The following is a 13,656-nucleotide window of genomic DNA, read 5'->3' as shown; positions in this document are numbered from 1 at the left end:
TTCAAGCCAGCCATGCAACGAGCGCGTACACGAGGTTTCACGCTGATCGAACTGCTTGTGGTGATCGCCATCATCGCCGTCTTGATCGCGCTGCTGTTGCCGGCGGTGCAGGCGGCTCGTGAGGCGGCGAGGCGGATTCAGTGCACGAACAACCTGAAGCAGCTCGGGCTGGCGCTCGCCAATTACGAGAGCAGCCAGAGCGTCCTGCCGATGTCGGTGGTCGTGGCCACGACCAAGACCGGGACGGGGTTCTGGTCGAACGGCTGGAGCGCTCAGGCTCGCTTGCTCCCGTTCATCGAGCAGGAGAATGCGTTCAACCTGATCAATTTCACGCTGTCTTACTCGCAGCCGGCCAACACGACGGTGCCGCAGATGACGATTGCCGGGTTCATCTGCCCGAGCGAGATCAAGCCCCAGCCGAAGCCGACGGCCACGGCTCAGTACGGGGTCCTGAATTACAACGTGAACGTGGGCGATTGGTACGTCTTCGGCGGCGTCGGCTCGGCTCCGAGTCGAGGCGCGTTCAGCCCGAATCGAAGCCGTCGCTTGGCCGAATTCACCGACGGCCTGAGCAACACGCTGATCTCTTCCGAAGTCAAGACGTACCAGGGATTTCTGACCAGTTGCTCGCTGTCGACGGTCCTTGAGCCCGGCTCCATGCCCTCGCCGGCCGCCGACCCCTACGCGGCCGTGCCGGAATACCTCTCCGGGGCTTGCACCTACAAGACGACCGGGCACGCCGAGTGGGTCGACGGCGCCTCGACGGAGACCGGCTTTACAACGGCTTGGCCGCCGAACAAGGTCGTCCAGGGGGGCCCCAATGCCAACTCGGCCGAGGTCGACCTGATCAGCAAGGGCGAGAAGGCCGGCGGCCCCACCTATGCGGCGATCATCTCGCGCAGCTACCACCCCGGCGGCGTCAACGTCCTCTTCGGCGACGGCTCGGTCCACTTCATCAAGAGCAGCATCAACGGCGACACCTGGCGTTCACTCGGCAGCGTCAGCGGCGGTGAGGTCGTCAGTTCCGACTCGTACTGACACGCCTCCCCCATCGTAAATTCCCAAGCTCAAACGACGCCCCGACTCCCCGCCTGATCCAGGTTGGGAGTCGGGGCGTCTTTGCTTGAGAAGCTCGACGACCCGTCATCCGGGGGAGGACATCGGATCGCTCGGGCCGTAAACGGAGCAGCATCCACGCCAAACCGATGAGGATCGCCCCCGCGACGTGAAGCCCGATTCCAAACGACAAGCCGCGAGGGCGGATCTCCAGCACGAGCCGTCCTTGAGCGTCGGCCGTCGCGATGAACGGCACGAGCAGTTCGGCGCAGCGGCGGCCCGGAAATGCGGGTCGGCCGTTGGCCCACCACCAGGAGCTGGGGTTTTGATTGACGTGAACCGTCTCGCCCGGTTCGACCTGGAAGATCAGACGGTTCGGGCTCCAGAAGATCGGCTCGACCGTTCCGCGATCGGTCCAGGCTTCGCCGCGATACTCCGGGTCTTCGCGAGCCAAGCGAAGCGTCGGCGCGTTGCGGTAATAGCTCAGCATCGGCTCATATCCCTGGATCACGCCGTACCCTCTCAGAGAGCACGGGTAGCCAAGGCCGCTCTTGACGTTCACGATCTCCGGGACCGGCGGCCCAGGGAACAACTCGGGATCGGGCCGAACGCTGAACGCCAGCGGGAATTGCTGATGGCCCAGAACGAGGAAGTCCACGGCGACGACGCCGACGAGTGATGCGGCCAGAGCGCGAACCGCCCATCGCCGTGAGCCGCGCCATCGGGCCACGACGCTGCCGACCGCCAGGCCGAGCCCCAGCATCCCCAGGAACCGCCAGCGGGTGACCACGTGGGCCGACCCGATGAACGGCCAGTCCATCAGCCAGGCGCTCGGCTGATACCATTTCAACGAGCCGATCGCGAGCCAGAAGCAGGCGAGCGCCAGCGTGTGCCACCACCGCCAGCCGAACGCCAGACTCACGACGACGAGAGCGAGGACGACCGGCCCGACATAGCAGGTGAGTTCGCCGAAGACGGTGCCGAGCGCCGCGTTGAAGTCGCCCGTCCAGTGGGGCGACGGGCGATGGATCAGGTAGTGGAAAAGGGTGAGCGGCGTCTCGTTCCAGTACGTGACGCGCTCGCGCTTGTCATCGAGCAAGATCAAGAGGATAGTGCTCAGCCGCCAGCCGCACATCAGTAAGAACACACCGACCGCCGCCGCCGTGTGAAGCAGCAGAGCCTTGCGACGCTCCGACGGCTGGACCCGGAAGGCGCGGAGCCAGATCGCGGTCGTCAGCGGGGCGGCGTAAAGGCTCATGTACTGGATGCCGTTCAGCACCACGAAGGCCATCCAGAAGCCCAGCCAGAGACCGTCGGAGAACCTCCGGCCGATCCGAAAGGCGAAGTAGGCCAGCCACGGGACGCTGCAATAGCTCATCGCCAGGATGTATCCGAGGGACGTGTCGATGACCACGCCCCCGTTCAGACCGTAAACGATCGCCGCGGCCGCCGCCGCCCAGGGCTCTCGAAACCAGAGCCAGGCGAGCCGATAGGCCCCCTCGACGGCGAGCAGCAGGCAGAGGATCGCCGAGACGCCGAGGCCGGTCGGCGTCCCCAGGACCAGCACCAGCGGAGTCGCCATCGAGATCGCGCCGATCTGGGGCTCGGACGCCAGGGGAAACCCACCGCGCGACCAGGGGTTCCACCACGGAAACTGCCCCCAGACCAGGATCGTCCGCCGCAACGCCTCGAACTTGTCGAGCACGAAATCCCAGTCGGAGAACCCGAAGCCGTCGGGGTTACTCAGCATCGGGTACGCGAGCGAGAGCACCCCCAAACGCAAAACCCAGGGAATCCAGCGATCAGCGGCCGATCTGGGCGGTTGATCCCCCGCAATCGAACCGATCGGCCAGGCGTCCGATGGTTTGACCCTCCACAGACGTATCAACCCGATCCCGAGGATCGACAGCACCAACCCCTGGCCGAACGCTTTCCGGAACCACGGAGGCAGGCTGAACACCATCGCGAAGACGACGTCCAGCGCCAGCGGCCCCAGCAACACCCCGAGAGCGACGACGACCAGCAGAATCAGCGGCCGATACGACCCGGGATCGACCCACGGGCGAAGACGCTGAAGCCAACCCTTCACCTTGTCCCACGACCTGCCGTTCGTCGTCACTTCGGCGGAACCCTCCCATTGATGGCTGTCCCGAACTTACTCCTCGTATTCTTCGGCCAGATCGCGGATGTAGTCGAGCGCCTCTTCCAGTTCGCAGACGATCGCGCCGGGCTGGCGGCCTCGGGAGTCGAGTTCGCGGAGCAGCATCAGGTCGTCGAATTCCTCGGACTGTTCGAGCCGCGACCGGGCGCGGGCGCCGAGGGAGCCGTCGCGGTAGGCGAGGGCGTCCATGTGCAGCGCGATGAGGGTCTCGGTGCGCTGGGTGATCGTCCCCTCAAGGGCCTGGAGGCCGGCGACGACGTGGTCGGCCGGGTCGATCGCCTTGCCGACGTCGTGCAACAGGGCGGCCAGCAGGAACTCCTCGTCGTACCCCCGCTCGTCGCGGGCCAGCTCGAAGACCTGCAAGCTGTGGTAGAGCGCGTCTCCCTCGGGGTGATGCTTCGGGCTCTGCTTGACCCCTTCGAGAGGGCGAAGCAACATGCGATACAACTCGAAGCGGTCGATCTGATCCTCGACCCGTTCGACCTCGAAATCGAGATCGACGTCGGGGTTTTCGGCCTTCAACGCGGCCTCCAGCTCGGCGATCGACGCCCGCTCGATCGGCTGGCCGGTGATCGAGCTTTTGAAGACGTAATGCACCTTGTCCTCGGGGTACAAGGTCAGCTCGTACGGGAAGCGGTCGTCGATATGGATGTGGGTGAAAACCCGCTCCTCGCCGTACTTGACGATCCGCTTGTGCTCGACTTCGTACTCCAGTCCGAATTCCTGAAGGACGTCGGTGACGATCGCCTGGCTGTCGGAGAAGATGTGGATGTCGATGTCCGACCCTTGCCGGACGTGCCCCGTCCAGACGCTGCCGATCAACCGGGGGCGGAACCGGGCGAGCTTGCGCATGAGGCGCAGGGCCTCGAAGCGCATGTCGCGCAGGTGATCGAGCCGCTTCGGCCCCTCGTGAATCCGGGCCATCGCCTGGATCTGATCGCGGATCTCGGCGTTCGACGGCAGGTCGGCCGGCCGGAATCGATACTCGACCCCGAGCTGCTTGGCGGCTTTGCGTTTCGCGGTGAAGTACTCGGACTCGGTCCGATGATACATGAGCTGGGCGGCGAGAAAGGCGATCTGCCGCCGGATGCGTTCGTCAGCCATGGGAGAAAGGTGCGTCGATTAGGCCCATCAAAGCGACGCCGGGCCGAGACGCCAACCCACCGGAACCCCCGGCCAGCGAACGCCTCCAACAGCCAATTTGACTGTCGCTCAACCCTATGGCGTCGATTCGTCCGGGTCAAGCCGTTTGCGGAAAACGTGCACCTGTAACGGAAACGTCCGGGCGGCCGATACAGAGTCGAGACGGGCACGAAAAACCAAGAACAAAGTCTGACTCCGACGGCCTCCAAGTCCGCCCCCGGCGGCCTGGGTCGACGCGATGGTCAAGCGGCAGGGCTGAAGCGCATGGACCCCATCTTCTTCGAAACGCCCGAGGACTTCCGGGCTTGGCTCGCCGAGAACCACGCCACGGCGGATCGCCTCCTGGTCGGCTTCTACAAAAAGGGTTTGGGACGGAAGCGTCTCACCTGGCCGGAATCGGTGGACGAGGCCCTCTGCTACGGGTGGATCGACGGCGTCCGGAAGGGCATCGACGCCGAGAGCTACACGATCCGGTTCACGCCGCGTAAGAAGGGCAGCGTCTGGAGCACCGTGAACATCGCCCGGATCCAGGCCCTGACCGAATTGGGCCGCATGCAGCCGAACGGCCTGGCGGCGTTCGAGGCCCGGAAGGAGGACCGGTCGGGCATCTACTCCCATGAGCAGGGGGACGTCGAAATGCCCGAGCCGTACCTGGGCCTCCTGCGGGAGGACCCGGCGGCCTGGAAGTTCTATGAAAAGCAGCCCGCGTCCTACCGCAAGGCGGTCAACTGGTGGGTCGCGAGCGCCAAGAAGGAAGAAACGCGACGGAAGCGGCTGAACTCGCTGGCAGCGTACTCGGCCCGGGGCGAGCGGGTGCCGCAGTTTACGTGGAGGAAGGCTTCGGGGTGAAGCCAGGGGCGACCACGCGAAGAAGCCACTCCGCTGCTCAAATGCTCCCAGGGGCCAAGCTCCCCCAGCTCTCAGGGGTCAAGCTCCGAGGGGTCAGGTCAACTCCCGGTCGGCGCTGGGGTCAGACTTTGTATTTGGGTCGGCGCTGAGGTCAGACCTCGGCGCTGGGGTCAGTCCTTGTTTTTGGTTTTCACGGACCAGCTTGTGAGGCCACGCTTCGCTTTTTAATTCTTCGAGACCTCAGCCCCACCATGCCGACCGACGAGGATCAAGCATGACTTCCTCGCAAAAGCAGCCTCCCTCCGCAACGAGCGACAGCCCTGGGGTAATTGTCAGTCCTCGGGTTGGAGCCCCAGGCCCTGGATTTTGCCGGACTTGTCGAGAGCGATGAAGACTTTGAGCGTCTCTTTCTCGAGGACCGCTCGATAGCGCAACTGCAAGGCGCCGTCGTTTTCTTTCCGCTCCAGGAGTTCGAACGTCTTCAAAGCGCCGAGCGGGGCGAGCTTGTCCTTGCCTTCCTTGATGTGCGGGACGAGCGCTTTCTTGGCCGTGTCCGTGAAGAGTTCGAGATCGACCTCGCCCTTCAGCGCTCCTTCGAGCATGAGCCGGAGACGCTCGGTGGTCTTGCCGTCCTTGTCGGCGATCGGCTCCGCGGCCTTCTCTTCGAGCGCCGGTACGAACCGGCCGGCGATTCCACGGGCGAGCGCGCCCGCGTGGCCGCCGTCCGAGTTGGTCAGGACGATCACGGTCAGCTTGTCGTCCGGGAAGCGGGCGAGTTCGGTGGAGAAGCCCGGGATCCCGCCGCCGTGCGAGACGTGTCGGTGGCCGTTCACCTTGTCGATCCCCCATCCGAAACCGTAGCCCGCCTCCCCCTTGGCCAGTCGAGTCGCGGTCCACATCTGTTGCAAGGTCGCCTCGTCGAGCAAGGTGTGGTTGGCGAGGGAGGCGTCCCACTTGACCAGGTCGCTGACGGTCGAGACGAGCATGCCCGCCGAGAACGGCTGGGTCGGGCTGACGTACTCCCCGTTCTTCAGCTCCTTGCCGTCCCACTCATACCCTTGCGCGCGGTTGGGGATGATGGCCCGGAGATCGTTGACGCGCGTCCGCGCCATGCCGAGCGGCTTGAAGATGCGCTCGGCCATGAACTCCCCGTACGGCTTGCCGGCCACCTTCTCGATGAGCATCCCCAGCAAGAAGTAGCCCGTATTGCTGTAGTTCCACTTCTCGCCCGGCACGAATTCCAGCGGCTCCTTCGCCACCAGATCGATGATCTCGCGCTGGGCGTAGTCCTTACGCGCCGTCTTGAAGAAATCCTTAACGGACGTATAACTCTTGATTCCTGATGTATGACTCAGCAGATGGCGGACAGTCACTTTTTCCCAGGCCGCCGGGAGATCCGAAAGTCGCGCCGTGATCTTGTCGTCGAGCGTGAGTTTCCCATCCTTCACGAGCATCATGATCGCGGTCGCGGTGAACGTCTTGGTCACCGAGGCGAGTTGATAGACGGTGTTCTCCGTCGCCGGAACCTGGAGTTCGACGTTCGCCAGGCCGTACCCTTTCGCCAGCACCACTTTCCCGTCCAGCACGACGGCGACTGAAACGCCCGGGATGTGGCGCTTCTGCATCAGGCCCAATACATAAGAGTCGACGCCGGCCGAAGCAGAGCCCGTCGTCGCCTCGGCCTTGACCGTCCCAGGCGGCCGAGGCGCATCCTGAGCCCGGGCCAACGACGCACCGAAAACCACATGGAGAAGAATCGCGCCCGTCGTGAGTCTCATCGCAAGTTCCATCATCGTGGGAAATTGGAAAGTTCGGCCCAAGGAGCGCGAGGAATCTTCCATCGCCGCCGGGGACGTGTCGCGATACTATTCGGCGCTGGTTCCGAGATATTTGAAAATGGTGTGTCGTGTCGACAAGAGAAGGACGGCTACCTCGCAGCCCGCGGACGCCCCAGAGTTGGATGATCCAATGCAGGTTGAATCCTCAGCGCAGAGGCCGCCGAACTCGCGGACTGGGCTGGACCAATCGTCGTAATCAGGCAAGCTACTGAAATCGCACGAATCACTGCCAGCCGAACGACCCTCATCGGGCTTGCGAGCGGCCTCACCGGGCTGTCAAGCGGATGAACGCCTCGGGTCGAGATTTGACAAGGCCCGATGGGCCGGATTGGTCTCGGCCCGACCGACGATTCGAAGGTCCACCCGGGAAGGAGCCCACGCAGCCATGGACGAACAAGTCATCGCCGCGAAGCCGCCGAAGCGACTCAGACGCTTGATCCGATCGATCGTGGTTCTCGCGATCCTGTTCCTCCTCATGCTCGCGTCGCTGCCGACCGTGCTCAGCACCTCCCCCGCACGCCGCATGCTGGTGCAGGCGATCAACAAGAAGCTCAATCCGGGACGGATCGAGCTGGGCGGGGTGTCGCTGTCCTGGACGCGCGGGCTCGTCCTCAAAGATCTCGTCCTGGTCGACCCGCAGGGCAAAACCGTCGTCACGGCCGATTCCGTCCGGACCGACCGGGGAATCCTCGGCCTGGTCGCGTCTCGATCCGACTACGGTGTGATCCGTGTCGAAGGGGCGAGCGTCGACGTCGAGCGCCGAGCCGACGGCTCCATCGACGTCCTCGACGCGCTCGGCGGGCTGATGGGCGGGGGCGGCGAGTCTCGGGGCGGTGATCCAGGTCCGGGACCGGGACAGAGCCCGGCCGTGGCGGTCGTCGTCAAGGGAGGCCGCGCGCGGATCGCCAGCCCCGAACTGGCCGAGCCGATCACCGCGGGCGCCTTCGAGGCCTCGGCGACGATCGTCCCCGGCAAGCCCCTCGACGTCGCCGTGACCCTCACCGACGAAGGCCGTTCCCTGGATCTGCACGCCGGTTACGACATGAACGCGGCGCCCGGGACCTCGCCCGACCAATCGTTGACCCTCACCGGCAAGAACTGGCCGCTCGCCGTCCGCCAGGCGGGCGTCACTGCCAGGTGGCGGCTCGACGGGCCCCTCAAGGCCGACCGCAAGCAGGGTCTCTGGTCGGCCCAGGGCGACGTGGTCCTCCGCGACGTCGTCGCCGACGGCCCCGTCCTAGCGGGGGATCGGCTCGCGCTGGAGAGTGTGACGGCCGGCTGCGACGTCACGCAGACGTCCTCGGGCTGGTCGATTCGCAAGCTCGACCTCAAAAGCCCGATCGGCGAGCTGACGGCGACCGGCGACATCCCGGCGACCGGCGAAACTCCCACCCGGCTGTCGGGCCACGTCGACCTGGCCGCGACTTCGAAGCTCTTGCCGCGGGCGATTCCGCTGCGACACGGCATCGTGATCAACAAGGGCCAGGCCCGAATCGAGGCCGCCCTGACCACGCGCGACGGTGCCGAGCGGCTCGACCTCTCGGCGAACCTGGCCGACCTGGCCGCGACCGAGGGGGGACGCCCGCTCACCTTGCACAAACCCGCCTCGTTTTCGACCGCCCTGGTTCGCAGCAAGGGGAACACGGCCGTCGAGTCGTTCGCCATCAAGGCGGCGGGCGTCGACGCCACCGCGACGGGCGACCTTGAGCGCGGCGTGAAGCTCTCGGGCACGGTCGACCTCGCGGCGATCGAAGCGCAGGCCCGCGAGCTGATCGAGCTGGGCGCGGTGAACCTCGCCGGCAAGGGAAGAGTGGCCGCCGACTATCGCCCCGACGGCGGGATGTTCAAGGCCCGGCTCGCGGCCGAGTTCGACGGGTTGAAGGTCGCGGGCCTCACGGCCGAGCCGATCATTCGCGACCACGTCCGCCTCGAAGGGGCCGCCGACGGTCCTCGCGACAAGAACGGGACGCCGCTCGACTGGCACGCCGTCCGGCTGGGCGTCAAGGCCGGTGAGACGAAGGCGAGCCTGCAAGCGACGGTCACTGAAGGCGTCGCCGCCGTCGTCCTCGACGGCTCGATCCCGATCACGACGCCCGCCCCGGCCGTCGCCTCGGGCAAGGTTTCGGTACGACGGGTCGGCCAGGTGTATCACCTCGACGAGGTCCAACTGACCGCGACCCCCGTCGACCGCCGGGCCGCCTCGGCCGCGGTCAGCCTGCGAGCGAAGGGTCAGCTCGACGTGGCCGCCGGGCAACTGGTTCTCGTTCCGGTCGGCGCACAGCCGTCCGCCGGCATCGCCATCGGCCCCCAGGGGTTCATGCTGAGCGGGATCGGCAAGGCCGACGCTCCGATGACCATCGACACCGTGCTCGTCGGCGAGCTGTCGGCGCTCGATCGGGCGCTCGGCTACTGGACGGCTTCTCCCCCGCGCGGCCTGGGAGGCGACTGGTCGGGACGGGTGACCCTGGCCCGTCAGCTCGACGGTCGGCTCGACTTCAACGGCTGGGTGAATTCGCCCAATCTCGTGGCGACCACCCCCCGAGGCCCGGTCTCCCTCGCCCTGAACGGGGCCTATGCGACGTCCAACGACCAGCTCGTCCTGACCAACCTGGACCTGACCACCGTCTACGGCCGGCTGGTCGGCGGCGGGACGATCGCCGAAGCCCGCGCCAGGCGCCTGGCCGACGTCGCGGGCACCCTGGAGCCGCGCTGGGAGACGCTCGACCCGCTCGTGGCATCGGCCGTCGAGCCGCACGCCCAGGTTCGCGCGACCGTGAGGCCGTTCCACCTCAAGGGGTCGCTTGCGGGGGGCTCGGCGTCCCAGATGTTGAAGGGGATGGAAGGAGAGCTGGGGGTCGATCTCGCCTCGGCTCAGGCGTTCGGCATGAAGATCGGCCCGACGCCGGTCGTGCTGCGATTGGCCGGCGGCAAGGCCGTGTTCGATCCGATCGCGTCAACGCTCAACGACGGGACGCTCGCGATCAGCGCCGACCTCGACCTCGAAGACCCGAACGCCCTCTGGCTCCGATTGGCCAAGGGAACCAAGATCGAGGGCGCGGCGATCAACAAGGACGTCTCCGACGACGTGTTGTCGTACATCGCCCCGATCCTCAGCAAGTCCAGCAACGTCTCCGGCAAGGTCTCGCTGACGGTCGACGGCGCGTCGATCCCGCTGATCGGCGACGGGGCCCTCCGCGTCGACGGCCAACTCGTCTTCCAGGACGTCGTCTTCCAGCCCGGCCCGTTCACCGCCGAGATCGTCACGCTGACGGGCAACACCGCGCCCAAGCTGACGTTGGAGCAGCCGTTGCAGCTCCAGATCGCCGACGGCCGGGTCAAGCAGAGCGGGCTGACGATCCCGCTGGCCAACGGCACGAAGGCGAGCATCCAGGGGTCCGTCGGCTTCGACAAAACCCTGGCTTTGCGCGCATCGGTCCCCGTCACGCCCCAGATGCTCGGGGGCAACGCCGCCGCCAAGCAGTTCGTCGGCGGCACGAACATCACGATCCCGATCGGCGGCACGATCTCGCACCCGATCATCGACCGCAACGGCCTCCGACTCGCCCTCAAGGACGCTGCCCGCTCGATGGTCAAGCGCGGCGTGCAGGCCCAGGCCGGCCGCCTGCTCGACCAGGTCATCCCCCCCGCCGCCGGCAACGGCAACGGCAACTCCACCGGCGGCTCGTTCGGCCGCGACGCCCTCAAAGCCCTCGAAGGCGTCGGCCGCGACCTCGCCCAGCCCAAGCGGCGCTGATGCCGAGGCCGCGAACCACCCCCGCGTCGCATCAGCGAGCCGCCGTCGCCGTATCGTCGCCGTGATCCGCCCGGATCGTGGACCAGCCGAAGAGGATCAGGACGACCCCGGAGGCGAGGAACGCCATATCCCAGGGCAGGTGATTCCCGGCCTCGACGACGTGGTGTATCCCCAGCAGCTCGTGGTCGATGACGCCCTCGATCAGGTTGAACAGGCCCCAGCCCAGCGCCAGCGACCCGACCAAGGTCCTGGTCGAGAGGGGAACGTCCCTTCGCTGGACCGCATGCCAGAGGAGGGCGATTCCCAAAGCCGTCATGGTCCAGGTGAAGGCATGGAACAGTCCGTCCCAGAACATATTGATCTCGACGTTCACCAGGGCGGTCGTCGCATCGACGCCCGTCCTGGGATACTTCGCCGAGAGCATGCCGTGGAGTTGCAGCACCTGATGGAACAGGATGCCGTCGACGAACCCGCCCATACCGATGCCGAGTAAGGTCCCGGCGGCGGTCAGCTGCCGGAGCTTTGATGCGTTGTCCATGATTCGCCTCGATTCCGGGTCAGGGCTCCTCCGCCGCTCCCGGCTCGGGCGAGTCCGACCGCCGAGATGCCTGCCTCGCCCACGGCGGGCCGAAATACATCACCGCCACGACGCCGAGAAACACGGGGAAAGGAAGGAAGGTCACGAGGAGGTGGTAGGCGAAATCGTCATTCAAGATGCCGGCCCGCACCCGCTCCCCCGTCTCCGATCTGCAAAGCGGACAAGCCCGGACGGCGTCGGCGCCCAGAACCGCCAGGGAGGCAAGGATCACCAGACGTGAGAGAATTTTCATCACCTCGGTCGCCTCCTTCCACAAAGCCTGCGGAGCGAGAGACCCGTGCGGCGCGGATAGTGTTGGATTTGTTCTTGGTCGTTCTCGCGGGCGCCGTCATGGAGGCCGCCCGGCGCTCCGATGATACGACGATTCCTGACTCATCGCGATCGAAAAGACCAGATTCGACTCAGCGAATGCGGAAAGCAAATCCAGACCCTCACGAAGCCGTGGGGACGCCTGGTTTGTAATTGGGAGGCCGCCCACCGATTGGCCCACATGAGCCGAATGTGCTAAGTTGAATTGGGGATGAAGAGGTTGACAACAGAGGATCTCCACGATGACACAGCAGCAATGGGAGGCTATCGAGCAGACGCTGTCCGGACTATCCGCGCCGGAAATGTGGGAGGTCGCAAACCGCATCCTGAAATCGATCCGTACCGAGAGTCCCTCGGTCGATCGAACCGCCAAGCAACACGAGGCGTTGACCCAACTATGCCGATTGGTCGATACAATGCCTACAGCCGAGCACGGCGACGGCCTGACTAACCGCGACCATGACCGCCTCATCTACACGCGATGAGCGGCATATTCGTCGATACCGGCGCGTGGTTCGCCCGGTTCGTCCCCACTGATCCCGACCATAACGCCGCCAAAGCGTGGCTCGACCGCAACGCTCAGCCACTCATCACGACCGATTATGTGCTCGACGAGTTGTTGACGCTGCTCAAGGTGCGCGGCGAGTACCAACGCGCCCTCGAAATCGGGCCGCGGATTCTTCGTGGTCAAGTATGCGAAATGGAACGGGTCACGCCGTTCGACGTCGAAGAGGCGTGGCGGGTCTTCTCCACCTATCAGGACAAGGGCTGGAGCTTCACTGATTGCGTCAGTCGTGTCGTCATGGAGCGGCTCGGGATCGCCACGGCCTTTGCGTTCGACGAACATTTTCGGCAGTTCGGCACTCTGGGCGTCGTGCCGTAATCTTAGTTGGGGACCTGAAAACAGCAAGCTAGTCCGCCCCCCAGGACGCGTGGCGTGCGACCGAACCGTGGAGCGCGGGAGCTTGCTCCCGCGCCTAACACTCATGCGGCGGCAAGCCGCCGCACTCCACATCCACATCCGAATCCACATCCGGCTCGAACGCTCGGGCGACTGTTCTACTTGCGAATCCCTTACGGGCGTCACGCGGGCCGCGTCGGCGGGACGACCGGAAAGTCACCGGCCAGGTGTTGTCGGGACTGTTCGACGTAGTGCCGCCAGGCGTGGTCGATCCGGGCTCGGGTCGATTCGTCGACCTGACGAATGATCCGGGCGGGAACGCCGAGGACCAAGGAACCGGGCGGGACGTCCATTCCCTCGACGAGGACCGCGCCGGCGCCGACGACCGAGCCTCGGCCGATACGGACTCCGTTGAGCAGGGTCGCGCCCATGCCGATGAGGCAATCGTCCTCCACGATGCAGCCATGGAGGATGGCGCGATGTCCCACGGTGACCCGGCGGCCGACGACGCAGGGGAAGCCGGGATCGGCGTGGAGCATCGACAGGTCCTGGATGTTCGTCTCGTCGCCGACGGCGATCCGCTCGGCGTCGCCCCGGAGGACGGCGTTGTACCAGACGCTCGCGTCTCTGCCGAGCTGGACGTCGCCCAGAACGACGGCCCCGGCGGCGATGAAGGCGGATGGATCGATCATGCGAAGGAGTCCGGTGGGTCAGGGGGGAGCGGTGAGGAAAGAGAGGAACTCTGGTCTTTTGGGGGAGACGAGAAGTACACTGGTCTTTTCTGCCGATAGAGCTGTAAACCCTATTTGAGAAGACGATCGAGGCCCCCATCCTCGCTCGGGTCGTGCCGGGTTGATCACGGCGGGCGCTCATCCTCGTCATGAGGCGGGCCGGGTCGCCATCGGCAAAGCTGTTTCGTGATAAGGGTTTCGGCCGGCGGGCGACGCCCAAACCGGGCGAAGCGAGGCGATCTGGCCGCCGATGCGTCGACAGCAGCCCACGGCTCCGCGCCCTTGAACGTCCTCGGTCAACCGGCCTCGCCCCCCA

At 65.7% G+C, this 13,656-nt stretch carries 11 protein-coding genes; 5 read left to right on the top strand and 6 right to left on the bottom strand.

Features of this window, described 5'->3' with window-relative positions; all coding sequences use genetic code 11:
- Positions 1-12: 12 nt before the first annotated feature.
- On the top strand, positions 13-1,038 hold the full coding sequence (locus BSF38_RS21490) for a DUF1559 domain-containing protein (protein ID WP_076349084.1): 1,026 nt from the start codon (positions 13-15) through the stop codon (positions 1,036-1,038).
- On the opposite strand, the gene BSF38_RS21485 is transcribed toward BSF38_RS21490, so the two are convergent.
- Together BSF38_RS21485 and BSF38_RS21480 are read right to left on the bottom strand one after the other, a co-directional pair.
- On the bottom strand, positions 1,019-3,175 hold the full coding sequence (locus BSF38_RS21485) for a hypothetical protein (RefSeq protein ID WP_076349082.1): 2,157 nt from the start codon (positions 3,173-3,175) through the stop codon (positions 1,019-1,021). The genes BSF38_RS21490 and BSF38_RS21485 overlap by 20 nt on opposite strands.
- Positions 3,176-3,211: 36 nt before the next feature.
- Positions 3,212-4,321, bottom strand: a complete 1,110-nt coding sequence (locus tag BSF38_RS21480) for an HD domain-containing protein (RefSeq protein ID WP_076349080.1) — start codon at positions 4,319-4,321, stop codon at positions 3,212-3,214.
- 303 nt (positions 4,322-4,624) lie between these two features.
- Between BSF38_RS21480 and BSF38_RS21475 the strand changes: the two genes are divergently transcribed.
- On the top strand, positions 4,625-5,209 hold the full coding sequence (locus BSF38_RS21475; protein WP_076349078.1) for a YdeI/OmpD-associated family protein: 585 nt from the start codon (positions 4,625-4,627) through the stop codon (positions 5,207-5,209).
- 332 nt (positions 5,210-5,541) lie between these two features.
- On the opposite strand, the gene BSF38_RS21470 is transcribed toward BSF38_RS21475, so the two are convergent.
- On the bottom strand, positions 5,542-6,987 hold the full coding sequence (locus tag BSF38_RS21470; RefSeq protein ID WP_237170556.1) for a serine hydrolase domain-containing protein: 1,446 nt from the start codon (positions 6,985-6,987) through the stop codon (positions 5,542-5,544).
- A 445-nt stretch (positions 6,988-7,432) separates the two neighbouring features.
- Here BSF38_RS21470 and BSF38_RS21465 point away from each other — a divergent pair, with 445 nt between their 5' ends.
- On the top strand, positions 7,433-10,801 hold the full coding sequence (locus BSF38_RS21465; RefSeq protein ID WP_076349076.1) for an AsmA family protein: 3,369 nt from the start codon (positions 7,433-7,435) through the stop codon (positions 10,799-10,801).
- Between the two features lie 31 nt (positions 10,802-10,832).
- On the opposite strand, the gene BSF38_RS21460 is transcribed toward BSF38_RS21465, so the two are convergent.
- Positions 10,833-11,339 (bottom strand): DUF2243 domain-containing protein, encoded by a 507-nt coding sequence (locus BSF38_RS21460; protein ID WP_076349074.1) that lies wholly within the window; start codon positions 11,337-11,339, stop codon positions 10,833-10,835.
- Between the two features lie 19 nt (positions 11,340-11,358).
- A complete protein-coding gene (locus BSF38_RS21455) occupies positions 11,359-11,631 on the bottom strand; it encodes a hypothetical protein (protein WP_076349072.1) in 273 nt (90 codons plus the stop codon).
- A gap of 319 nt (positions 11,632-11,950) precedes the next feature.
- On the opposite strand from BSF38_RS21455, the gene BSF38_RS21450 reads away from it, so the two are divergent.
- Together BSF38_RS21450 and BSF38_RS21445 are read left to right on the top strand one after the other, a co-directional pair.
- Entirely contained in the window at positions 11,951-12,193 is a 243-nt protein-coding gene (locus tag BSF38_RS21450; RefSeq protein WP_076349070.1) for a hypothetical protein, read from the top strand.
- Positions 12,190-12,591, top strand: a complete 402-nt coding sequence (locus BSF38_RS21445) for a type II toxin-antitoxin system VapC family toxin (RefSeq protein ID WP_076349068.1) — start codon at positions 12,190-12,192, stop codon at positions 12,589-12,591. Before BSF38_RS21450 ends, BSF38_RS21445 begins: the two co-directional genes overlap by 4 nt.
- Before the next feature lie 200 nt (positions 12,592-12,791).
- Here the strand turns inward: BSF38_RS21445 and BSF38_RS21440 are convergent, their stop codons facing one another.
- The gene (locus BSF38_RS21440) at positions 12,792-13,301 is read right to left on the bottom strand and encodes a gamma carbonic anhydrase family protein (RefSeq protein WP_076349066.1); all 510 of its coding nucleotides are present in this window, start codon (positions 13,299-13,301) and stop codon (positions 12,792-12,794) included.
- Positions 13,302-13,656 lie beyond the last annotated feature (355 nt).

The sequence above is a fragment of the Paludisphaera borealis genome, assembly GCF_001956985.1.
Lineage (GTDB): Bacteria > Planctomycetota > Planctomycetia > Isosphaerales > Isosphaeraceae > Paludisphaera > Paludisphaera borealis.
This window is presented reverse-complemented; position numbering and strand designations above follow the sequence as displayed.